The sequence below is a fragment of the Cellulosimicrobium sp. PMB13 genome (genome assembly GCF_051294865.1).
Classification (GTDB): Bacteria; Actinomycetota; Actinomycetes; order Actinomycetales; family Cellulomonadaceae; genus Cellulosimicrobium.
Genome location: NZ_CP145910.1, coordinates 195220 through 217122, shown reverse-complemented (window position 1 = coordinate 217122; position 21903 = coordinate 195220). Strand labels below are relative to the sequence as shown.

General features: G+C 73.8%; 19 protein-coding genes and 1 tRNA gene. 9 read left to right on the top strand and 11 right to left on the bottom strand.

The window, feature by feature from the left end:
* The first annotated feature begins 138 nt into the window (after positions 1 to 138).
* On the top strand, positions 139 to 5433 hold the full coding sequence (locus V5D56_RS01155) for a sigma-70 family RNA polymerase sigma factor (RefSeq protein ID WP_435737233.1): 5295 nt from the start codon (positions 139 to 141) through the stop codon (positions 5431 to 5433).
* Positions 5434 to 5476: 43 nt separating this feature from the next.
* On the opposite strand, the gene V5D56_RS01150 is transcribed toward V5D56_RS01155, so the two are convergent.
* The 3 genes from V5D56_RS01150 to upp form a co-directional block, all read right to left on the bottom strand.
* Positions 5477 to 6193 (bottom strand): NAD(P)-binding oxidoreductase, encoded by a 717-nt coding sequence (locus V5D56_RS01150; protein WP_435737232.1) that lies wholly within the window; start codon positions 6191 to 6193, stop codon positions 5477 to 5479.
* 147 nt (positions 6194 to 6340) lie between these two features.
* A complete protein-coding gene (locus V5D56_RS01145) occupies positions 6341 to 7027 on the bottom strand; it encodes a winged helix-turn-helix domain-containing protein (protein ID WP_435737231.1) in 687 nt (228 codons plus the stop codon).
* 281 nt (positions 7028 to 7308) lie between these two features.
* On the bottom strand, positions 7309 to 7944 hold the full coding sequence (upp, locus tag V5D56_RS01140; protein ID WP_435737230.1) for a uracil phosphoribosyltransferase: 636 nt from the start codon (positions 7942 to 7944) through the stop codon (positions 7309 to 7311).
* Between the two features lie 270 nt (positions 7945 to 8214).
* Between upp and V5D56_RS01135 the strand changes: the two genes are divergently transcribed.
* The gene (locus V5D56_RS01135; RefSeq protein WP_435738931.1) at positions 8215 to 8646 is read left to right on the top strand and encodes a nucleoside deaminase; all 432 of its coding nucleotides are present in this window, start codon (positions 8215 to 8217) and stop codon (positions 8644 to 8646) included.
* A gap of 217 nt (positions 8647 to 8863) precedes the next feature.
* Here V5D56_RS01135 and V5D56_RS01130 read toward each other — a convergent pair whose 3' ends face one another.
* Positions 8864 to 9667, bottom strand: a complete 804-nt coding sequence (locus V5D56_RS01130; protein WP_435738930.1) for an NAD-dependent protein deacetylase — start codon at positions 9665 to 9667, stop codon at positions 8864 to 8866.
* Between the two features lie 360 nt (positions 9668 to 10027).
* On the opposite strand from V5D56_RS01130, the gene V5D56_RS01125 reads away from it, so the two are divergent.
* The 4 genes from V5D56_RS01125 to V5D56_RS01110 all read left to right on the top strand — a co-directional run bounded on the left by V5D56_RS01125 (position 10028) and on the right by V5D56_RS01110 (position 12590).
* Entirely contained in the window at positions 10028 to 10867 is an 840-nt protein-coding gene (locus V5D56_RS01125; RefSeq protein ID WP_435737229.1) for a siderophore-interacting protein, read from the top strand.
* An 8-nt stretch (positions 10868 to 10875) separates the two neighbouring features.
* On the top strand, positions 10876 to 11916 hold the full coding sequence (locus V5D56_RS01120) for an iron-siderophore ABC transporter substrate-binding protein (protein ID WP_435737228.1): 1041 nt from the start codon (positions 10876 to 10878) through the stop codon (positions 11914 to 11916).
* Between the two features lie 99 nt (positions 11917 to 12015).
* Positions 12016 to 12105: transfer RNA gene (locus V5D56_RS01115), tRNA-Ser, on the top strand.
* Between the two features lie 134 nt (positions 12106 to 12239).
* Positions 12240 to 12590, top strand: coding sequence for a DUF952 domain-containing protein (locus V5D56_RS01110; RefSeq protein WP_435737227.1), 351 nt, complete (start codon positions 12240 to 12242; stop codon positions 12588 to 12590).
* An 88-nt stretch (positions 12591 to 12678) separates the two neighbouring features.
* Here the strand turns inward: V5D56_RS01110 and V5D56_RS01105 are convergent, their stop codons facing one another.
* The gene (locus tag V5D56_RS01105; protein ID WP_435737226.1) at positions 12679 to 13209 is read right to left on the bottom strand and encodes a hypothetical protein; all 531 of its coding nucleotides are present in this window, start codon (positions 13207 to 13209) and stop codon (positions 12679 to 12681) included.
* Between the two features lie 731 nt (positions 13210 to 13940).
* On the opposite strand from V5D56_RS01105, the gene V5D56_RS01100 reads away from it, so the two are divergent.
* A complete protein-coding gene (locus tag V5D56_RS01100; RefSeq protein ID WP_435737225.1) occupies positions 13941 to 15635 on the top strand; it encodes a glycosyl hydrolase family 18 protein in 1695 nt (564 codons plus the stop codon).
* A gap of 117 nt (positions 15636 to 15752) precedes the next feature.
* Here V5D56_RS01100 and V5D56_RS01095 read toward each other — a convergent pair whose 3' ends face one another.
* Both V5D56_RS01095 and V5D56_RS01090 read right to left on the bottom strand, forming a co-directional pair.
* Complete coding sequence (locus V5D56_RS01095; RefSeq protein ID WP_435737224.1) at positions 15753 to 16448, bottom strand: phosphatase PAP2 family protein; 696 nt, start codon at positions 16446 to 16448, stop codon at positions 15753 to 15755.
* Positions 16448 to 17146: a phosphatase PAP2 family protein gene (locus tag V5D56_RS01090; protein WP_435737223.1), complete on the bottom strand. Its 699-nt coding sequence runs from the start codon at positions 17144 to 17146 to the stop codon at positions 16448 to 16450. The genes V5D56_RS01095 and V5D56_RS01090 overlap by 1 nt, the downstream gene beginning before the upstream one ends.
* A gap of 142 nt (positions 17147 to 17288) precedes the next feature.
* Here V5D56_RS01090 and V5D56_RS01085 point away from each other — a divergent pair, with 142 nt between their 5' ends.
* Positions 17289 to 17774 (top strand): NUDIX domain-containing protein, encoded by a 486-nt coding sequence (locus V5D56_RS01085; RefSeq protein WP_435737222.1) that lies wholly within the window; start codon positions 17289 to 17291, stop codon positions 17772 to 17774.
* Between the two features lie 9 nt (positions 17775 to 17783).
* The gene (locus V5D56_RS01080) at positions 17784 to 18077 is read left to right on the top strand and encodes a hypothetical protein (protein ID WP_435737221.1); all 294 of its coding nucleotides are present in this window, start codon (positions 17784 to 17786) and stop codon (positions 18075 to 18077) included.
* On the opposite strand, the gene V5D56_RS01075 is transcribed toward V5D56_RS01080, so the two are convergent.
* From V5D56_RS01075 to V5D56_RS01060, 4 genes are all read right to left on the bottom strand, one after another.
* Positions 18062 to 18202 carry a hypothetical protein gene (locus tag V5D56_RS01075; protein ID WP_435737220.1) on the bottom strand — a complete coding sequence of 47 codons (141 nt, stop codon included), beginning with the start codon at positions 18200 to 18202 and terminating at the stop codon, positions 18062 to 18064. The genes V5D56_RS01080 and V5D56_RS01075 overlap by 16 nt on opposite strands.
* Before the next feature lie 181 nt (positions 18203 to 18383).
* Positions 18384 to 19130, bottom strand: a complete 747-nt coding sequence (locus tag V5D56_RS01070; RefSeq protein ID WP_435737219.1) for an SDR family oxidoreductase — start codon at positions 19128 to 19130, stop codon at positions 18384 to 18386.
* Positions 19131 to 19268: 138 nt separating this feature from the next.
* Positions 19269 to 20501, bottom strand: coding sequence for an acetyl-CoA C-acyltransferase (locus V5D56_RS01065; protein WP_435737218.1), 1233 nt, complete (start codon positions 20499 to 20501; stop codon positions 19269 to 19271).
* 112 nt (positions 20502 to 20613) lie between these two features.
* Complete coding sequence (locus tag V5D56_RS01060) at positions 20614 to 21864, bottom strand: acyl-CoA dehydrogenase family protein (RefSeq protein ID WP_435737217.1); 1251 nt, start codon at positions 21862 to 21864, stop codon at positions 20614 to 20616.
* Between the last annotated feature and the right edge of the window lie 39 nt (positions 21865 to 21903).

Here is a 21903-nt window from a genome sequence, read left to right as displayed (position 1 = left end):
TAAAGACGGGACGAACGGGGACGGTTCACCCCTTCCCGAGACGGATGTCCTGGACCCCCTCCCGGGAACTTGGACAGGCGTCTACCATAGGGCGCGTCGTACGTCTTGCTGCAGCAGGACGATGTCCGGGGCGGTGGCATGACTGAGGCGCGAACAGAGGTGTCCAGCGAGGCGTTGAGCGACGCCGAGCTCATCACCGCTGTGCGCGGAGGAGATCCGGCCGCCTACGGTGCGCTGTACGAGCGGCACGCCGCCGCGGCGCACACCGTCGCTCGCCAGTACGTGCGCTCGACGATGGACGCCGACGACGTCGTCTCCGACGCCTTCGCCCGCACGCTGTCGGTCCTGCAGAACGGCGGCGGACCGGACGTCACGTTCCGCGCGTACCTCTTCACCGTCGTCCGGCGGCTCTCCTACGACCTCGTCAACGGTGCCCGGCGCACCGAGCCCACGGACGACGAGCGCACCTTCGAGTCCGCGTTCGGGCCCATGGCCTCGACGGAGGACCCCACGCTCGAGGGCTTCGAGCGCTCCATCGTCGCGAAGGCCTATGCCGAGCTTCCCGAGCGGTGGCGCGCCGTCCTCTGGTACACGGAGGTCGAGAACCTCGCGCCCGCCGAGATCGCGCCGATCCTCGGGCTCACCGCGAACGGTGTCTCCGCCCTGTCCTACCGGGCGCGCGAAGGGCTGCGCCAGGCCTACCTCCAGCAGCACCTGACGTCGGTCCCCGCCGAGGAGTGCCAGGGCGTCAACCCGCTGCTGGGCTCGTACGTGCGCGGCGGGCTCGCGAAGCGCGAGACGGCGCGCGTCGAGGGCCACCTCGACGGCTGCGGCGAGTGCCGTGGGCTCGTGCTCGAGCTCGGCGACGTCTCGCACGGGATGCGCGCGGTCATCGCGCCCCTGGTCCTCGGGATCGGGGCGCTGGGGCTCGTCGGGACGGCGCTGCCCGTGTCCGGCGGGGCCGCGGTCGCGGGCGGCGCGGCCGCTGCACTGGCAGGCGCCGGGGCCGGGCAGGGCGCCTCCGGCGGCGCGGCCGGCTCCGGCGGGGCAGGCTCCGGAGGTGCGGCCGGCTCGGGAGGTGCTGCGGGCTCCGGAGGTGCGGCGTCCGGTGGGGCTGGTGGTGCGGCGTCCGGCGGGGTGGCGGGAACCGGTGGGGCCGGCGCGGTCGGCGCCGGCAGCGCGGGCAGCGCGGGCGGTGCGGCAGCAGGTTCCGGGGCGGCCGGGAGCGTGGTCGCGGGCAGCGGCGCGGCGGGGGGTGTCGCGGCCACGGGTGCCGCGGTGGTGGGAACCGCGGCAGCCGGCGGTGCGGGGGCCGCCGCAGCGGCCGGCGGCCTCGCCGCGCTCGTCGCCTCCGCACCCCTCGCTGCCGCAGCCGTGGGCGTCGGGGTGCTCGCCGTGGCGGGTCTCGGCGTCGCGGGCGCTCTGGGCGTCTTCACACCGGACGACACCCCGACACCTGAGCCCACCGCCGCGACGAGCTCGTCGCCCAGCGCCTCGCCGGAACTCTCCGGCTCCGCGACGACCGAGCCGTCCGCCGCGCCGACGGACCCGTCGACGGACCCCACGTCGCCGGCGAACATCCCGACCACGGACCCCGCGACCTCCGCCGAGGGCGCCGTGGTCGACGATCCCGCACCGGACACCGGCGCCCCGGTCACCTCGCCCGTCGACCCGGGCACGACCCCGGTGGACGCCGGGCCCCCGCCTGTCGACCCCGCGCCCGGTCCGGTGGAGCCCACGCCGGGGCCGACCGAACCGCCGCCGCCCGCACCGCCCGCGCTCGAGCTGTCCCTCGGGACGGTCACGCTCGCCGCACGCCAGCCCGCCGACCTCACCGTCATCGCGGCCAACACCGGTGGCCGCGCGGCCGAGGAGGTGCTCGTCGAGGTGACCCTCCCGGAGGGCGTCACGACCGGCAGCTCAGCGCTCGTCCCGGGCGGCGCGTCGGTCGCGCCAGCGCTCCGGGCCGCGGCGCTGCCGTGCGGCGCCGCCGTCGCGCAGGAGGACGGGACGAGCGTCGTCACGTGCTCCGTCGGCGTGCTGTCGCCCGGTGCGAGCCAGGACCTCGTGGTCCAGGTGACGGCGCAGTCCGGCGGCGAGTACTTCTTCCACGGCGTCGCGCGGGCCAAGGGCATCGAGCCCGTCCGCAAGGCGTTCCGGCCGACGTCCGTCGGCTACTACGGGGCCGAGGTGCGCGTCGCGCCCGTGTACGCCGAGGGGCGGGCGTTCGCGCTGACGAACCCCGGGACCGTGGACATGGCGCTCGAGGTGCGCAACGCGGGCGACAAGGTGGCGCTCCAGCCCTCGGTCGAGTTCGCGCTCCCGGACGGTGTGGTCCTCGTGACGGACGGCGACGGCGTGCAGCGCGCGGACGGTTGGGTGTGCGAGCCCGGCGACCGTTCCCAGGTGTCGTGCTCCACCGAGACCGAGCTGGCGCCCAAGCAGCGGGCGCGCTTCGCCGTCGACCTGCTCGCCGACGCCGAGGACGCCGACGGCGCGCGGCACACGCTGACGGTCAGCGGCGACGCGGTGGACGCGCACGACGGCGCGACGACCGTCGTGCTCGACGTCGCCGAGGCCTGGGCCGGCGCCGAGGACGGGCTGACCCGGCCGGTCGTGCCGCAGTGCGGCGTGCCCGGCGATCCCGAGCGCGCGTCGATCCACGCGCAGTACACGAACACGACGGCGTACGACGACCTCACGGTGACGGCGGAGGCGGCCGGGTCGAGCGCGACGTCCACGGTGGCGCGCGGGGAGACCCGCGAGCTGCGCGTCGACGACGGCGTGCGGTTCCCCGCCGGGGCCGCCGCCGTGGTGCTCTCGACCACGATCGCCGGCCAGCCGTTCGACCACCGGCTCGACGCCGGGCCCTTCGACGCCCTCGACTGCTGGGACCCGACGTGGCTCACCGCGGCCGACGTCGGCGTCACGGCGCAGAACGTGGACGGCACGGTCCGGTACACGGCTGACGTCGTCAACGACACCGACGTCGCGATGGACGTGCGCCTGCTCGCCCCGTCCGGCGGCACGTGGGATGCCGTCGGCGACTCGGACGCGGCCAGGCTCCCTGCCGAGGGTGGCGCCGGCGCCATGGTGCTGGAGACCGGCCTGCGCGAGACCCCGCGCGGGAACGCGGTCCTGCGCCAGTACCGCTGGCACGCGGACGCGGACGGCGACGCGAAGGGGTACCAGAGCCTCCTGCCGATCCTCCTGGACGAGCAGCGGATCGCGCCGACCGTGTCCGAGCCGAGCGTCGGCCGGTGCGTGTTCGACCCGGCGACGGACACGTCGTCCGCGCCCGTCACGCTGCGCTACGACAACTCCGCGTCGACGCTGCCCGTGGTGTTCTCGGTCGCCGACCACGCGGACCTGACGCGCACCGTCCCGGCCGGGACGGTGCTCGACGTCGACCTGCCGCGCGCCGGTGCCGCGGCGGTCTCCTACACGGTGCGGACCGACGGCGCACGGTCCGTCGCCCGCGGGGTCCCGGCCGTGGACTGCTTCGTGTGGTCGGTCACGGGCACTGCCTCGTCGCGCTGGTCGGCGGAGTCGGGATCCGTCGTCGTGGACGGCACATTCCGCAACGGGCACGCGGCGGCGCCGCTGAGCGTGGTGATGGACGCGGGCGAGCTGGGTGTCACGGAGCGGGTGGAGGTGGCGCCCGGCGCGGAGGTGTCGCTCTCGGTCGACACGGGGTCGCACGACGTGGCAGCCGGTGCGGTGACGTTCCGGGTGACCCGGCTGGACGGGTCCGAGGGGACGCGTGAGGTGGCGGCGACGTTCGACGCGGCGCGGTACGCGCCGTCGGCGGCCGCAGCGCCGAGCGTGGGGGAGTGCGTGTTCGACCCGGCGACGGACACGTCGTCCGCGCCGGTGTCGCTGCGGTACGACAACGCGGCATCGACGGTCCCCGTCGTGTTCTCGGTCCAGGGTCGCGACGACGCGACGGTGACGGTCGAGGGCGGCGCGGCGCAGGACGTCGAGCTGCCGGGCGGCGTGGGCCAGCAGGACGCGACCGTCGTGGTGCTCGCCGACGGCGCCGTGATCGCGACGCACACGATCCCCGCCGTGGACTGCTTCCGCTGGTCCGTCGACGGCGCGGTGACCTCCGGCTGGGTCGTCGACGCCGGGACCGGCTCGGCCGTGCTGACGGGCACGTTCCGCAACGACCACCGGGCCGCGACGCTCCGGGTCGTCATGGACGCGGGCGCGCTGGGCAGCACCGAGCCCGTCGACGTCGCGCCCGGCGCTACCGCGACGCTGACGCTCGGGACGCGGCTGCGTGACCTCCCGGCCGGGTCGGTGACCTTCCGCGCGGAGCGGACCGACGCGACCGGCGGCTCGCACGACCTCGCGCGGTCGTACGACGCGTTCTCGTACGTGCCCGCCTGGGCCACGGCCGCGACCGTCGAGACGCGCTGGCAGGACGGCTCGGTGAAGATCGTCGGCACGCTGACCAACGACTCGCCCGAGACGATCGACGCGCGCATGCTGGGCGGCCGGTTCGGGGACTCGGCGCCCGTGCAGAAGCTGGCCCCGGGGCAGAGCGCGACGTTCACGATCGACACGCGCTCGCTCGAGGTGAAGCCCGGCGACGTCTCCTTCCGCCAGTACCGCTGGGTGCACGGCAAGGGCTTCGAGGACAAGGGCCTCACCGTGCGGTACGGTCGCGCGGCGTACGAGCCGGACTGGACCGCGACGGCGACCGTGAACGCTCGGTGCGAGGCGGACACGGTCCGGCTCACGGCGAGCCTGCACAACGACTCGGCGGAGACCGTGCACGTCGTCGCCACGACGCCGTGGGGCACGCATGACCTCGGGGACGTGGCACCCGGCCAGGCGTCGAGCGTCGACGTCGACTCGGGCGCCTTGTCGGTGAAGCCCGGCACGGTGACCTTCGACCTCTCCCGCACCCACCTGGGTCGCACGTTCACGCAGTCGCTCGCGGTGCACGTCGACGCCGTCGACTGCGCGGTCGCGGAACCGACGGCGCAGCTCGTCCTCGGGGACGCGTACTACGACGAGAGCCGGGGGCACTCCTACCGTGCGGTGTCGGCACTGCTCGACAACTCGGGCTCGAACGTCCCGGTGACGTTCCGGGTCACGGGCCAGGCCAAGGGGTCCTGGGACCTCGCGCCGCGCGAGGTCCGCACCGTGGAGCTCGGCGAGGCGCCGTGGTCCGGCGGGACGTACGTCGTCCACACGCAGGGCAGCCCGCTGCGGCTGACCGTCGAGCCGTTCAGCGTCGCGCCGCAGTGTGCCACCGGCTGGCAGCGCGACGTGTGGTACTCCCACTCGGCCACGGTGTCGTACGGGGGACTCAACTATGCGGCGCGCAACGGCAGCATCGGCCTCAGGCCCGACCGGGACCTGCTCCACGTGTTCTGGGAGCGCGGGACGCCGTGCGGTGAGAGCGGGCGGGGCAAGGGCTGACCGCCTGTTGGCGCGTGCCCGGGCGGTCCCCGCGGCGCGCCTGCTACGAGAGGATGCCGTCGAGCGCCTCGTCCACCGGGCGGTCGCCGCCGACGAGGTCGATCACCAGGCCGGCGGTGCGCGGTTCGTGGAGCACCGCCGCGATCACGAGGGCGACGTCGTCGCGCGTGACCTCCTCCCGACCGGCGCCGGCCTTGCGCCGCTTACCCCGAGGACGGCCCCCGTCGTCCTCCACGGGTGCGAGCGCGACGAGGCCCACGCCGGGTTCGTCGGTGAGGCGTCCGGGCCGCACGACGGTCCACCGCAGCGCGTCACGCGCGCGCAGGTCGTCCTCCGCGGCAGCCTTGGCCCGCAGGTAGGCCCAGAAGGTGTCGTCGATCTCGTCGGGTCTCTCGTCCGACCGTGCCGCCTCCGTGCCGCGCGACGAGAGGAGGACGTAGCGCTCCACCCCGGCACGCTCCGCGGCGTCGGCGAGCAGGGCGGCACCGGCACGGTCGACGGTGTCCTTGCGCTCGGCTCCGCTGCCCGGACCGGCACCGGCGGCGAACACGACGGCGTCCGCCCCGTCCAGCTCGAACGAGACGGCGACGGCGTCGTCCTCCTCCAGGTCGACGAGGGCGACGTGCGCGCCGATCTCCGTGAGGTCCGTGATCTGCGAGGCGGAGCGGACGAAGGCCACCACGTCGTCGCCGCGCTCCACGAGGGTCCGGGCCAGGCGACGGCCGACCTGGCCGTGACCTCCCGCGATGACTGTGCGCATGGGCCGAACGTAGCGCCGTCGAGCGGCACCTGCCCGTCGAGCAGCGTCGTGACGGGCGCGGCAGGAGAGCGCGACGAGAGAGCGCTGCCGGGCCTGCGGGTCCCCACGTACCCCCACGTCGTCCCGCGGCCCGGCAGCGCGAGGTCCTCAGGCAGCGTCCCCCGAGCTGCCGAGGACGACGGGGGTCTGCGGGTCGAACCGGTAGCCCAGGCCGCGCACGGTCGTGATGACGTGCTCCAGGCCGAGCTTCTCCCGCAGACGGCGGACGTGGACGTCGATGGTGCGGCTGCCCGCCGCGACGGCGTGGTCGCCCCACACGGTGTCGAGCAGCTCCGCCCGCGTGACGACGCGGTGGGAGGAGCGCGCGAGGTAGGAGAGCAGCTCGAGCTCGCGGTGCGTGAGGCGGGTGCGGCGGCCCTCGACCGTGACGGACCGGTCGGCGGGGTCGACGACCACGCGCGGCACGGGTGACAGGGTCGCGAGCCGCTCGCGGAACGCGGCGATGTCCTGGACCGGCGAACGCTGCCCGGCGACGGGGTCCTGGCTCGGCTCGGCGAGCGCGAGGGCGGTGTACGTCTCGGCGCTCGGCAGCCAGTCGCGGGCGAGCTCGCCGAGGGCCTCCGCCAGCTCGACGAGCTCGGCGGCCGGGGTCTCGCCCGGTGCGGCGTCGACGCCGACGTACAGCACGAACCCGGGGTTGCGACGGGGAGCGGTCGGCTCGGCGACCCCCGCCTGCGCGACGGGTGCGGTGCGGGACGGGGTGCCGTGCGGCGTCGGGACGGCGGCCGCGCGGGAGCGGCGGTGCGTGGGGCGGGGTGCGGTGAGGGTGGTCATGGTGGCTCCGGGTGCGTCGGGCCGACGGTGGCACCGGAGGTCCGGCGGGTCGGCAGGGTCAGGGTCTGAACGGGGAAGGTGAGGCGTTCAGGCCTGACAACAGACGCACGCGACCGCGCCCGGGAGCACGCCGGACGGCGTGCTGGCGGGACGGGTCGAGGTGCTCACGAGAGGCAGCATGACAGGGCACGGGAGAGTGCGCCAAGACATACGGCGCAAAGTCTCACGATCCGGGACGGTAGCGTCTCGCGTGACGAACCGCGGGGGCCCCGGGGACCGGGTCAGACGACGCCGTACAGGCGGTCGCCCGCGTCGCCCAGGCCCGGGACGATGTACGCCTTCTCGTTGAGACGTTCGTCGACGGACGCCACGACCACGTGCACGTCCACCCGGTCGCCCACCGCCTCCTGGAGCACCTGGAGGCCCTCGGGAGCGGCGAGCAGGCACACCGCCGTGACGTCGCGAGCACCGCGCGCGAAGACGTAGTCGATGGCGGCGACGAGCGTCCCACCCGTCGCGAGCATGGGGTCGAGCAGGAACACGTGCCGGCCCGTGAGGTCCTCGGGCAGCCGGTTCGCGTACGTGACCGCCTCGAGCGTCTCCTCGTCGCGCTGCATCCCGAGGAACCCGACCTCGGCGGTCGGCAGGAGCCGCGTCATGCCCTCGAGCATCCCGAGCCCCGCGCGCAGGATCGGGACGACGAGCGGACGCGGCTCGGCGAGCCGCACGCCCACGGTCGTCGTGACCGGGGTCTCGATCTCGTGCGGCTCGACGCGGACGTCGCGCGTCGCCTCGTACGCGAGGAGCGTGACGAGCTCGTCGACGAGGAGCCGGAACGTCGGCGACGCCGTGTCCTTGTTCCGCAGGACGGTGAGCTTGTGGGCCACGAGAGGGTGGTCGGCGACGTGCAGGCGCATGGCCTCCACGGTACTGGACGCCCGGCGCGGGTTGTCAGCGTCCCGCCGGTCTATAGCCTGGTGAGCGGCTGACACGTCCGGGACCGCTCCGGCCTGTCAGCACGCTGCCGCTCCCTGGGGCGGCGTTCCGCTGACAGCTCCGGAGGTCCCGTGCCCGACGACGTCCCGCACCTCGGCGACACGTCGCGCCCCGGTCTCGCCCTCCCGTGGCCCGAGGGCGACTTCCCGCCCGTCGCGCTCTCCGCGCGCCGCCAGGTGTGGGACGCGCTCATGGGACTCGCGCTGCACGAGGCGACCCACGCCCTCGCGAGCGACGACGTGCCCGTGGGGGCGCTCGTCGTCGGGCCGGACGGGCGCCTGCTGGGAGTGGGTCGCAACCGCCGCGAGGAGATCGGCGACCCCACCGCGCACGCCGAGGTGCTCGCGCTGCGACAGGCCGCGGCGACGCTCGGGACGTGGCGGCTCGAGGGCTGCACGCTCGTCGTGACGCTCGAGCCGTGCGTCATGTGTGCCGGGGCCCTCGTCCTGGCGCGCGTCGAGCGGCTCGTGCTCGGCGCGTGGGACCCCAAGGCCGGCGCGACCGGCTCGGTGTGGGACCTCGTGCGGGACCAGGCCGCGAACCACGCGGTGGAGGTCGTGCCCGGAGTGCGGGCGGACGAGTGCGGGCAGCTCTTGCGGGACTTCTTCTCGACACAGCGCTGAGGTTGTCCGGTGTGGCGCCCGCGTGGTCGGGGTGCGGCCGGGAGGGACGACGACGCCGGGTCTACCATCCGCGGGCCTCGTTCCTCGGCCCGCTCCCGCCAGACCCGCCACGACCCGGCGTCGTCGTCCCTCCCGGCCGCTTCGCTGTCTTCTCGCCTCAGCCCGTGCGTGCGTCTGCGTCCTCGCCCAGCCCGTGAGCGCGTCAGAGCTTCTCGGCTCAGCGCGTGAGAGCGTCGGCGAGGGCGGTGAGGGTCTCGGAGACGCCCGCCTCGATCTTGAGCGTCGCGAGGGGGTCGCCGCGGGTGGCGCCGCGGTTGACGATGACGACCGGCTTGCCGGCCTTCGCCGCGTGGCGGACGAACCGTAGGCCGCTCATCACCGTGAGCGACGAGCCGGCCACGAGCAGCGCGTCGCCCGCGTCGACCATCGCGTACGCGCGCTCGACGCGCTCGCGCGGCACGTTCTCGCCGAAGTAGACGATCTCCGGCTTGAGGACGCCGCCGCAGAACTCGCACGGCGCGGGGCGGAAGTGGGACGTGCGCTCGATGACGGCGTCGGCATCGGGGGCGATCTCGACGTCGCCCACGTCGCCGATCGACTCGAGGAAGCCCGGGTTGAGCGCGGAGAGCCGCTCCGCGAGGTGCTCGCGCGAGACCACGCGCCCGCACTGCAGGCAGATCACGCGGTCGTAGCGGCCGTGCAGGTCGATGACGTGGCGGCTGCCCGCGTCCTCGTGCAGCAGGTCGACGTTCTGGGTGATCAGCCCGACGAGCACGCCCGCGTCCTCGAGGCGGACGAGCGCCCGGTGACCCGCGTTGGGGTGCGTGCGGCGCACGTGCTGCCAGCCGACGTGGTTGCGCGCCCAGTAGTGGCGTCGGAACGCCTCGTCCTGGACGAACTGCTGGTACGTCATGGGGTTGCGCGGGGGAGAGTCGGGCCCGCGGTAGTCCGGGATGCCGGAGTCCGTCGACACGCCCGCGCCCGTGAGCGCCGTGACCCGCAGGCCGCGCAGCAGCTCCACGGCGTCCTCGACGGTCCCCGTGCGCGGCGCCGGACCCGTGCCCGACGGCGGCGGCTGGCTCGGCCGCCAGGCCAGCCTCGACGAGACGGTCGGGACGGGCGAGGGCGGCGACGTCGGCACGTCGGCGGCGGAGGTCGCGACGTGCGCGGGGGAGGTGGTCGGGTCGGGCACCCATCCACGGTACGACGGTCCGACGGAGCGGGTCGTTCGGTGGGCTGGGTGGGGGCGCCCCCACCGCCCCTCCTCGGCTCGTCTCACCCGCGTCCGTGGGCGCCGCCGTGGCGTGGACCGCCTTTCCGCCCAGCGCGGCGGTGATGTTAGCCTCACCTAAGAATCGACGGCCATCGACGAGAGGCAGGCATGTCGACCACCCCCACGCAGGCTCCGCGGCGCGCGCGCCCGCAGACCGTCCTCGACGTCCTCGAGACGACGTGGATCGCGCCGCACATGGTGCGCGTCGTCGCCGGCGGACCCGGGTTCGCCGCGTTCCAGAGCAACGAGTACACCGACAAGTACGTCAAGGTGCTGTTCGCGAAGCCGGAGCTCGGCCTCGAGCCGCCGTACGACGTCCCGGCGCTCCGCGAGACGCTCGCTCCCGAGGACCTGCCCGTCACGCGCACGTACACGGTCCGCTGGGTCGACGACGTCACGCAGCGCCTCGCGATCGACTTCGTCGTCCACGGCGACGAGGGCATCGCGGGGCCGTGGGCCGCGAGCGCTCGACCGGGCGACAGGATCGTCCTCTCCGGCCCCGGCGGGCTCTACGCGCCGGACCCGAGCGCCGACTGGCACCTCCTCGTCGGCGACGACTCGGCGATCCCGGCGATCTCGTCCGCGCTCGAGGCGTTGCCGCGCGACGCCGTCGGGCTGGCCTGGCTCGAGGTCGCGACCGAGGCGGACGTCCAGGCGGTCGACGCGCCCCCGGGCGTCGACGTCACGTGGCTCGTGCGCGGCGACGCGCCCGCCGGGACGACGACGCTCCTGCCCGACGCCGTCCGCGCGGCACCGTGGCGCGACGGTCGCGCGCACGTCTTCGCGCACGGCGAGCGCGAGGCGATGAAGGCGCTCCGCCGCCTCTTCGCCGAGCGCGGCGTCCCGCGTCAGGACCTTTCGCTGTCCGGCTACTGGGCGTACGGACGCGCCGAGGACCGGTTCCAGGCCGAGAAGCGCGAGCCCATCGGTCAGATCTTCGAGGACTGAGAGAGACCATGAACGCACTGACCCTCCGCGGCACCGCCGCGTCCCGCCGCGCCGCCCTCGCGGGCGTCTCGGCCCTCGCGCTGCTGGCCCTCGCCGCCTGCTCCGCCGACTCCGGTGACGGCACCGGGGACGGCGACGCCGCGACGTCGGGCACGGAGAGCGGGGCCGGCGCAGCGTTCCCGGTGACGGTCGACACGGCCTTCGGCGAGGTCGAGATCCCCGAGGAGCCGACGCGCGTCGTCGCGCTCGGGTGGGGTGACGCGGAGACGGCGCTCGCCCTCGGTGTCGAGCCCGTCGGCGCGAGCGACTGGCTCGCGTTCGGCGGCGACGGCGTCGGCCCCTGGCTCGAGGACGCGTACACCGAGTCCCCGGAGATCATCGGCACGCTCGAGCCGTCCTACGAGCAGATCGCGCTGCTGGACCCGGACGTCATCCTCGACGTGAAGTCCTCGGGCGACGCCGAGCGGTACGAGCGCCTGTCGGAGATCGCGCCGACCGTCGGCGTCCCCGAGGGCGGAGAGTCGTATCTCGCGTCGCTCGACGACCAGGTCTCGATGATCGCCGCGGCGCTCGGTCGTGCCGACGCGGGTGAGGACCTCCTCGCGGAGGTCGACGACGCGTTCGCCGGCGCGCGCGAGGAGAACCCCGACTTCGAGGGCAAGACCGCCGTCATCGGGTCCTACTGGGCCGAGGGCTTCGGCGCGTACGTGTCGTCGTCGAGCCGCGGCGAGTTCATGCAGAAGCTCGGGTTCGTCACCAAGCCCGAGATCGACGAGGCCGCGGGCGAGGAGTTCTCCGCGAATCTCGGCACCGAGAACGTCGCGCTGCTCGACGCCGACCTCACCGTGATCCAGCCCATCGGCTTCACCGCGGCCGACGTCGAGGCGCAGCCCGCGTTCCAGACCGTGCCGTCCGTGGTCGACGGGCGCTACGTCGTGTTCGACGACCCCGACCTGTCCAGCGCGTTCTCGCTCGGCACGCCGACGGCGATGATCTACGCGATCGACAACGTCGTGCCGCTGTTCGCGGAGGCGCTCGCGGGAAGCTGACCGGGTCGTCGATCGGTCGGCTGACTGGACAGCTAGGAGGCCGATTCGGTGTCCGGGGCCGGGACCAGGTATCCTTCCTGGGCCGGTGTCCCCGGCGAAGGTAGCGTGTCCGAGCGGCCTAAGGAGCACGCCTCGAAAGCGTGTGTGGGTGAAAGTCCACCGTGAGTTCGAATCTCACCGCTACCGCCACCCGAAGGGCCCCACCCGCAATCCTGCGGCTGTGGGGCCCTTCGTCGCGCCAGGCCCTCCGTTTTCACTCCGTCTTGCTCCGTGGACTGGACGAGCGGACGACGTCGGGCGCCTGTTCTGGCAAGGTGTCGACGGTGGAGATCCTGCACGTGGCCCATCAGGAGGACTGGGAGGCGGCTCTCCGCAGCGGCGACGCCTATCAGGTCTCGACGCGCGGGGCGAGCCTGGATGAGGTGGGCTTCATCCACGCGTCCTACCCTCACCAGCTCGCCGCGGTGGCCGAGTTCGTGCACGCGGGCGACGAGGCCGACCTGTGCGTCCTCGTCCTGGACATGGACGTGATCCAGGCAGCAGGGACCCGCGTCGTCGTCGAGGACGGCGGGAGGGGCCAGCTGTACCCGCACATCTACGGTCCGATCGAGCCGCGATTCGTCACCGCCGTGCGCCCGGCGGGATTCGATGAAGCCGGCCGGTTCCGGTGGTGACCGCCGCCGTGGAGACTTCACGCCCGCCGAGCTCCACGCCGTCGCGGACGCCTTCAGCGCGAAGGTGCTCGATCTCGTGTAGTCGAGATCAACTCCCAGTCGCCGAGGCTCGCGGCACGGGCTCGTCCCGTACCGCGGCCTCGGCCGGAGAGAAGCCAAGACTTGACGCCCTTGAGGACCACTCAGCCTCCAATCGGGCGCCGTCCGCCGGGTCAACGGGCCACAGACCGATCTGCACCCCAGGGGGAGACGCCTCCTCAGATCCGGCGATGCTGAGCGAGACCCACTCGAGGCCGCTGCCGTCTCCTCGAACTGCCGCGTCGTAGAGCAAGGCCCCGACCGCATCGGCGTGCTCGGGTTCCCTGCAGGTGACGCCAGCCCCTGCCGACTCGAATCTCATGGACCCGCGAACGTAATCGCGAGAGGCCAGGCCCGCCCGTGACGCTCTGCAAAGCTCCAGGGTGAGGGCGGTCAGATCGTCTCTGGACACGTCGTCACGAACGACGATGTCCAGAGGAACGCTGATCGTCGCCTCCAGGAGGTCGCGGCGAACCCGCTCCGGACCTGAGACGGCCTCGACCCCTGGCCAGTCCGCTGCCTCATCGACGAGCGATGCCACCCGCAGTTCATCAGCCTCCGCGACTCCTCGGGCGGCACGTAGCGCGTCCTCAGTCGCCGGCACCGCACGATCCGCGACACCGGAGAGCCAAACTCCCACCAAGCTGGCGGCCGCGGCGGTCAAGACCAGCAGGACGATGCTGGGGATTACGACGCTCCGAACACGGCTCGCGCTTCCGTCGCCTGTCCCACCTCGACTACGCACGTCGCGACGCTACCGGCGTTTGGTGAAGGCAGTGGGCATCAAGACGTGCGGATAGTCGTGCGGAGCTGGTCGAGATGCTCCGCGACGTGCTGAGCACCTCAGCCGTCGGACGACGCGGCGCCGGCGTAGCGCCACTCGAGCAGCTCGACTCCGGCGCGGGCCAGTTCATCTGATAGGTGACCGCCTCAAGAGTTATCACTTATCGGCCACATGATCAGGGCACCGTCGCCGCGGTGATCAGTTGCCAGACCGACGGCCGGATCAAGACCGTGCGCCCCGGAGTCCTGACGCGCGCACCGCACGAGCCGCGTCGACCGGCGCGGTGTCGCGGGTGCCGAGTACGACACATGCTCGACATCCATCCGTGACCAGATGGTTTCGTTCGGACTCTGGCCTAAAGCACCCGGGCCCGCTAGTGTGCAGGAGACCGAACAAACCCCGGATCCCCAGTCCGGCGCACGAAGAGCAACGAGGCCTTCATGTCGTATCGATCATCCCCAGCACCCCGACTCTCGAGGCGTGATCCCGTGAACACTGCACCCAGCCGGTCCCGTTCCCGCGCGGCAGGGGTGGCGCTCGTCGCCGCCACCGCCCTCGCTGCCGGGGCGCTCGCGGCCCCCGCCGCCGCGGCAGCCCCCCTTCCCACCGCGAAGCCCGCGTCGGTCGACGGCCCCGCCGACATCAACGGCTACCGCAGCGTCGGCTACGTCATGTCCGACTCGCGCGTCACCCGTGACTTCCAGGTGGCCGACCTCGTCCGCACCGGCGCGATCGAGGACCTGACCCACATCAACTACGCGTTCGGCAACGTCACGACCGACCTCGTGTGCGACATCGCCGACGTCCCGGGCGAGGGCGACCCGCTCAACGACTTCGTCGCGGAGGTCGCCGCGAAGGACTCGGTCGACGGCAAGGCCGACAAGCCCGGCCAGGCGCTCGCGGGCAACTTCAACCAGCTCCGCAAGCTCAAGGCCGTTAGCCCTGAGACGAAGATCCTCATCTCCCTGGGCGGCTGGACCTGGTCGGACAACTTCTCCGAGGCGGCCTCGACACCCGAGGGTCGCACCGCGCTCGTCGACTCGTGCCTCGACCTCTACATCGACGGCGACCTGCCGGAGATCGACGGGAAGGGCGGCCCGGGCACGGCGGCCGGCATCTTCGACGGCATCGACATCGACTGGGAGTGGCCCGTCACCGGCGGCGAGACGGCGAACGCCCGCCCCGAGGACAAGGAGAACTTCCTGCTCCTCATGGAGGAGTTCCGGGCGGAGCTCGACGCGCGCGGCGCGGAGGACGGCGAGGACTACCTCCTCACCGCGTTCGCCCCGGCGGGCGGCTGGAACGCCGGGCAGGGCGGCTGGCTCGACCCGCGCCTGTTCGCCGTCGTGGACTTCCTCAACGTGCAGGGCTACGACTTCCACGGCGGCTGGGTGCCGAACCAGACCGGCCACCAGGGCAACCTGCACCCCGACGGCACGCAGAACTGGGGCCTCGGCCTCGACGGCGCGCTGGCCATGTACGTGAACGCCGGGGCGGACCCGTCGCAGGTCAACGCGGGCCTCGCGGCGTACGGGCACGGCTGGTTCGGCGTCGAGGACGGCTCGCAGGGCTGGCAGCCGGCCGCAGGGTACGTGGGCACGAAGACGTACGCGGAGCTGCGGTCGTTCGGCGAGGCCTTCTTCGACCCCGAGATCGGCGCGAGCTGGCGCTACGACGGCGACCAGTGGTGGAGCTTCGACGACCCGACGTCGGTCACCGCCAAGGCCGAGTTCGTCGCGACGCAGGGCTACGGCGGCGCGATGTGGTGGGACCTCTCGGGCGACTACCGCAACGAGCTCGGCGACGCGCTCGGCTCGACGCTGCGCGCGGCGACTCCCGGCCCCGGCGTGGCCGACGAGTGCGCGGTCCCCTGGTACGGCACCGGCGTGTACACGGGTGGCGAGGTCGTCTCGCACGAGGGCTCGGAGTACAAGGCCCAGTGGTGGACCCGCAACCAGGAGCCGGGCGCGAGCACCGCGTGGAAGAACATCGGCCCCTGCGGCACGGCGCCCGAGGTCGAGGTGGGCGAGTGCTCGGCGGAGTGGTCCCGCGAGACCGTCTACACCGGTGGGCAGAAGGTCTCCCGCGCCGGCGTCACCTACGTGGCCCAGTGGTGGACGAAGGGCGAGCTGCCCGGGTCCGTGACGTGGGGCTCGTGGGACCCGGTGGGTCTCTGCGCGTGAGCTGACCGCACGACGACGGCGGGCCCGGTCTCAGGACCGGGCCCGCCGTCGTCGTGCGGGCGCCATGGACCGGAGCCCTCCCGCGTGCGTCTCGGTGCCGAGCCGGCTCGGCGTGGCTCAGCGCGCCGTCCGGACGTCGCGCCGCAGGTAGTTCCACGCGAGGACGCAGCAGACGACGCCGTTGACGAGCCCGACGACGACGTCCGCCAGGCCGTGGGCCCCGCGGTAGAGGCGGGAGAACCCGATCGCCAGCGGCACCAGGCAGCACAGCACGGTCACCACGGCGCGCAGCGCCGGGTTCGGGATGCGCTGCGCGATCAGGGCGAGCGTCAGATAGAACGCCGCGGAGGCGCCGGTGTGCCCCGACGGGAAGCTCGACGTCGGGGGCGCCTCGTCGAGGCGCGAGACGTCGGGCCGCTCCCGGCCCACGACGATCGAGGATGTGAGGAAGATCAGCGCCTGCAGCGCGACGGCGAGCGCTGGCACGATCGCGAACCACCACTGCCGGGTACGCCACCAGACGAGCGCGACCGCGAGCAGCGTCCCGCCGATGATGAACTCGGTCGTGCCGATCAGCGACAGGACGTCGGTGATCGTGTCCCACAGGGGGGTGCGGCGCTCCTCCAGCCACCGGTTGACCGCCACCTCACCCGGGAGGTCGCCGAGCGGACCCGTGACGAGGAAGCCCGTCGCGACGATGAGGAGCCAGAGCAGCGCGCCGGGCAGGAACGCCCGGAGCCCGACGTCGCGCAGCACCTCCTTCGCGGTCGGCCGGGTCGTGTCGATCTCGTAGCGGTGCACGAAGGGGTGCATCAGACCTCGTTCCTGGGAGCGGCACCGGGGGTGCCGGGGGAGCGGGTGGTCGTCCACCCGTGGTAGCCGACGGCGGACGCCCCCGCGACGGCGCCGCCGAAGAGGAGGCCGCCCACGACGTCGGACGGGAAGTGCGCACCGAGGAGCACCCGGTCCGCAGCGGTGAGCAGGGCGAGTGCCGTCGCGCCGGTGACGACGGCGACGCGACCGCGCCGGCGGAGCAGCGGCCACACGAGCACGGTGAGGCTCACGCCGACGGCCGCCGCGTTCATCGCGTGGCCGGAGGGGAAGCTGCTGCCGGGCACGGTCGTCACGGCGTCCTCGACGACCGGCCGGGCGCGGTCGACGAGCTCCTTCGCGCCGAGGCCGAGGGCCCACGCGCCCCAGATGGTCCCGGCGGCCCACGCCGCGCGGGTGCCGAGACCGTGCCGTCGCCAGGCCCACAGGCACACGCCCATGGCCGCGACGTTCATCCACCGCGCCGCGAGCACCTCCTGGCCGACGAGCAGCCCGCGCTCGAACGCCGGACGCTCACCCGTGAACCGCGTCGCGGCCGCGACCGCCTCGCGGTCGGCGTCGACGACGAGTCCGGACTCCGCGCGCACCAGCCACGCGAGCACCAGCACCGGGACGGACGCCGCGGCCCCGTACACCGCGGCGCGCGCGAGGGCGCGTCGTCGCGGCGTGTCGGCAGGCACCCCCGGACAGTAGCGGCAGGAAGGTCGGCTCGCGCGAGGTCCGTCCCCTGAGTGCTGGGTATCTGTCGTCCACGAGGCGCAGCGACGACAGATACCCAGCACTCAGCGGGCCGGGGTGGCGTCGGCTGTGTAGGAAGGAGGGGTGAAGCAGTCATCGGGGCTCCTCCTCTACCGTGTGCGCGACGGCGTCGTCGAGGTGCTGCTCGGGCACATGGGCGGGCCGCTGTGGGCACGCAAGGACGCGGGAGGGTGGACGATCCCGAAGGGGGAGGTCGAGCCCGGCGAGGAGGGGCTGGCCGCGGCGCTGCGCGAGTTCGCCGAGGAGCTCGGCGTGCCGGCCCCGCCGCCCGACGTGCCGGACCTCGACCTGGGGACCGTCCGGCAGCGAGCCGGGAAGCTCGTGTCGGCGTGGGCCCGCGAGGCCGAGCTCGACGTCACGACGATCTCGAGCAACACGTTCGCCCTGGAGTGGCCGCCGCGCTCGGGCCGGATGCAGGAGTTCCCCGAGCTGGACCGCGCCGGGTGGTTCTCCCTCGCCCGGGCGCGGGGCCTCGTCGTCGCGGGACAGGTCCCTCTGCTCGACCGGCTGGAAGAGCTAGTGGGCGTCGGGGACGGCGCCGAGACGTAGGGTCCCAGCATGGCGCTGTACCACTACGGGCTGTCGAGGCCACCCAAGAACCAGCGACGACGCCGTGGGTACGCCGTCGGGGTGCTGCTGCTCTGCGTCCCGCTCGCGCCGTTCGTCGTCCTGGGCGCCGTCCAGGGGTGGGCGGACGGGGACGTGCCGGGAGCTGCCGTGCTGACGCTGCTCGCCGCGCTGTGCCTCGTCGGCGTCGGCAGCGCCGTCTGGGCGCTCGTCGACTCGTTCCGCGGTGGCGGGAGCAGAGGTCGGGAGCGCGTCGACGGCGGTACGGATCAGCCCAGCAGGTAGGGGGCGGCGACGAATCCCGCGGCCAGGCCGACGAGCACGACGGCGACGGCGGACAGGTGCGAACGGCGCGCCCGTGCGGTCGCGCGGCGGGCGGTGTGGCCCAGTGTCTCGGTGACAGTGGTCATGACGGTCCTCTCGTCGTGGACGTTCTCCAGGAGGAGAGACCGCGCTCGGCGCGATCCATGACGCGGTTTCCGCATGCTGTGACGCGATCTGCGTCACAGCACGGCGTCAGAACCGCGCCGGCCCTGGTGCATCATCGTGCACCAGGGCTCGGCGGTTCGCTCGGGCAATCGGGTCAGCGGTTCACCACGCCACGGGTCCGCTCGCGCTGAGGAACGTGCCCGACGGCGCGTCGTCGGGCAGGCGGGCGGCCCGCACCACGGACTCGGCCGCCTCCGCGGGCGTGGTCGGGGCGTGCTCGCGGTTGCCGGGCGCGAGGTCCGTCTGGACCCAGCCGGGGCAGACCGACGTCACCTTCACCCGGGTCCCGGCGAGGTGCTTCGCGAGCGAGACCGTGACCGCGTTGAGCGCCGCCTTCGACGCCTGGTAGGCGGGGACGACCAGGCCGTAGTACGGCGAGTCGGGGTTCTGCTGCTCGGTGAGCGATCCCATGGTCGTCGACACGTTGACGACGCGGCCCGCGGGCGAGCGCTCGAGCAGGGGGAGGAGCTCCTCGATCACCGACACGGGGCCGAAGACGTTCGTCCGGAACGTCCGCTCGAGCACGTCCGCGTCGACGAAGCGCGGTCCGTCCTCCCCGCCCCCGGACGTGGCCTCGGGCAGGATCCCGGCGTTGTTGACGAGGATGTCGAGGCGGTCGTGACGGGTCGCGACCTCGGCGGCCGCCGCACGGACGCTCGCCGGGTCGTCGACGTCGAGCGTCACGCCGCTCACGTCGAGCCCCCGGGCGCGCAGCGCCTCGACCTGGGACCGGACCGCGTCCGCGCGACGTCCGGCGAGGATCACGGTCGCGCCCTCGGCCGCGAGCGCCTCCACGACGGCGAGACCCAGCCCGCGCGTGCCGCCGGTGACCAGTGCGATGGACTCCATGTGTGCTCCCTCGGAAGTGGTGGTGCCGGCGGTCGGCCGGCTCCACCACTCTCGTCGCGCACGTGCAGGATGTCCGGCGGGGATCGGACGTCGCATCGTCGGCCCGGTCGCCCGGTCGCCCGGCCCGGTCCGAGCCCGTCAGGCGCGCAGGATCAGGGCGTCGCCCTGGCCGCCTCCGCCGCACAGCGCGGCGGCACCGACGCCGCCGCCGCGTCGCCGCAGCGCGAGCGCGAGGTGCAGCGCGAGGCGCGCGCCCGAGGCGCCGACGGGGTGGCCGAGCGCGATCGCGCCGCCGTCGGTGTTGACGACGTCCTCGTCGATCCCGAGGTCGGCGACCGACTGCAGCGCCACGGCCGCGAACGCCTCGTTGATCTCGACGAGGTCGAGGTCCGACGCCGCGAGCCCCTCGCGCTTCAGCGCCGCCTCGATCGCACGCGACGGCTGGGAGTGCAGGGAGCTGTCCGGCCCGGCGACCTGACCCGCCGCGCCGATCTCGGCGAGCCACGACAGCCCGTTGCGCTTGGCGAAGGCGCGGCTCGCGACGACGACCGCCGCGGCGCCGTCGGACAGCGGGGAGCTCGACCCCGCGGTGATGGTCCCGTCCGCGACGAACGCGGGGCGCAGGCGCTCGAGCGCCTCGAGGGTCGTGTCCGCCCGGACGCCCTCGTCGTGCTCGACGACGACCGGCTCGCCGCGGCGCTGCGGCACGGTCACCGGCGCGATCTCCTCGGCCAGGTGGCCGGCGTCGCGCGCGGCGGCGGCCCGCTGGTGCGAGCGCAGCGCGAACGCGTCCTGCTCGGGGCGGCCGATGCCGCGCGTCGCGCACCCGCGGTCGGTGAGCTCGCCCATGACCTCGCCGCTGAACGGGTCGTCCAGGCCGTCGTGCGTGAGGGAGTCGGCCATCGTCACGTCGCCGAACGCGAAGCCCGCGCGCGAACCGAGGACGAGGTGCGGCGCGTTCGTCATGGACTCCTGGCCGCCGGCCACGACGACGCTCGCCTCGCCCGTGCGGACCAGGCGCGCGGCGTCGATGATCGCCGTGAGCCCGGAAAGGCACAGCTTGTTGACCGTCACGGTCGGCACGTCCCAGCCGATGCCCGCGTGGATCGCGGCCTGGCGGGCGGGCCCCTGCTTGGCGCCCGCCTGGACGACCTGCCCGACGATCACCGTGTCCACCTGCTCCGGCGAGACCCCCGCCGCGTCGAGCGCCCCGCGGATCGCGTGGGCTCCCAGCTCCGCGGCGGACAACGACGCGAGCGCGCCGCGGAAGCGCGCGAACGGCGTGCGGGCGCCGTGCAGGAGGACCGGGGTGACCTCGTCCTCGGGGGTGACGGCTGCGCCGTCGGGCAGGGTGGTGGCGTCGTTGCTCATGGGGTTCCGTCCGGGGGTGCGAGGAGGTGCCGGGAGAGGGGCCCCGGCGCCGCGAGGAGGGGCGGAGCGGCGCCGGGGAGCGTGGGGGCGTGCGCGCGGGCGCACGGCCCGGTCAGGCGAAGGCCGAGACGCCCGTGATGTCGCGACCGACGATGAGCGCCTGCACGGACTCGGTGCCCTCGTAGGTGTGCAGGGCCTCGACATCGGCGAAGTGCCGCGCGACGCGGTTGCGCAGCAGGATCCCGTTGCCGCCGAGCAGGTCGCGCGCGCTCGCCGCGATCTCGCGGGCGCCGCGCGTGCACGTGTACTTCGCGAGCGACGCCTGCGGGCCGGTGAGCTCGCCGGCCTCGTCGCGGCGCGTCATCTGCGCCACGAGGAGCTGCATCTGCGTGAGCGTCGACAGCATCTTCGTCAGGCGCTCCTGGATCATCTGGTTCGCCGCGAGCGGTCGACCGAACTGCACGCGCTGCGTGGCGTACGCGACCGCGGTCTCGTAGCACGCGACCGCGTGCCCGACGGCGGCCCACGCCACCCCGAGGCGCGTCGCGAAGAGCACGCGCGACGTGTCCTTGAACGACCGCGCGCCGGGGAGGGCGTTCTCGGCGGGGACGAACACGTCGTCGAGCACGACGTGCGCCTGCCAGATCGCGCGGAGCGACACCTTGCCGGTGATCGTCGTGCCGGTGTAGCCGGGGGAGTCCTGCGGGACGACGAAGCCGTGGACCTGGTTGTCGCCCTCCCCGCCCTCGCCGTCGACGAGGCGCGCCCACACGACCGTGATGTGCCCGGACGACCCGTTGCCGATCCACTTCTTCTCGCCGTTCAGCACGTAGCCGTCGACACCGTCGCGGGTCTCGCGGCGCGCCGTGGTCTCCAGCGAGACGGAGTCGGAGCCGTGCGTGGGCTCGGTGAGCGCGAACGCGCCGATGATCTCGCCGCGCGCCATGGGCTCGGCGTACCGGGCGCGCTGCTCGTCCGACCCGAGCATCTGGATCGAGCGGAGCGCGAGACCGCCCTGGACGCCGCAGATCGTCGCGACCGAGCCGTCCCCGCGAGACATCTCCATCGCGGCGAGGCCGGCGCCCATGAGGCTGACGTGCTCGCGGCCCTCGACGTCGACGCCGTCGCGCAGGAGGTCCAGCTCGCCGAGGCGCTTGACGAGGTCGAGCGGCACCTCGGCGCGCTCCCAGTACTCGTCGATGACGGGCAGCACCTCGTCCTGGACGAACTGGCGCACGCGCTGCTGGTGCGCGCGGTCGGCGTCGGTGGCGTCCGCGAACGCCCCGGCGTAGTCCACGTCGAGGGGCGTCGTGAGGTCGTAGGCGGGTTCGGTGACACCGGGCATGATCGGCGTGGCGGGCATCGGTGCTCCAGCTGGCTGCGTGCGGTCGGTCGTCCTCCC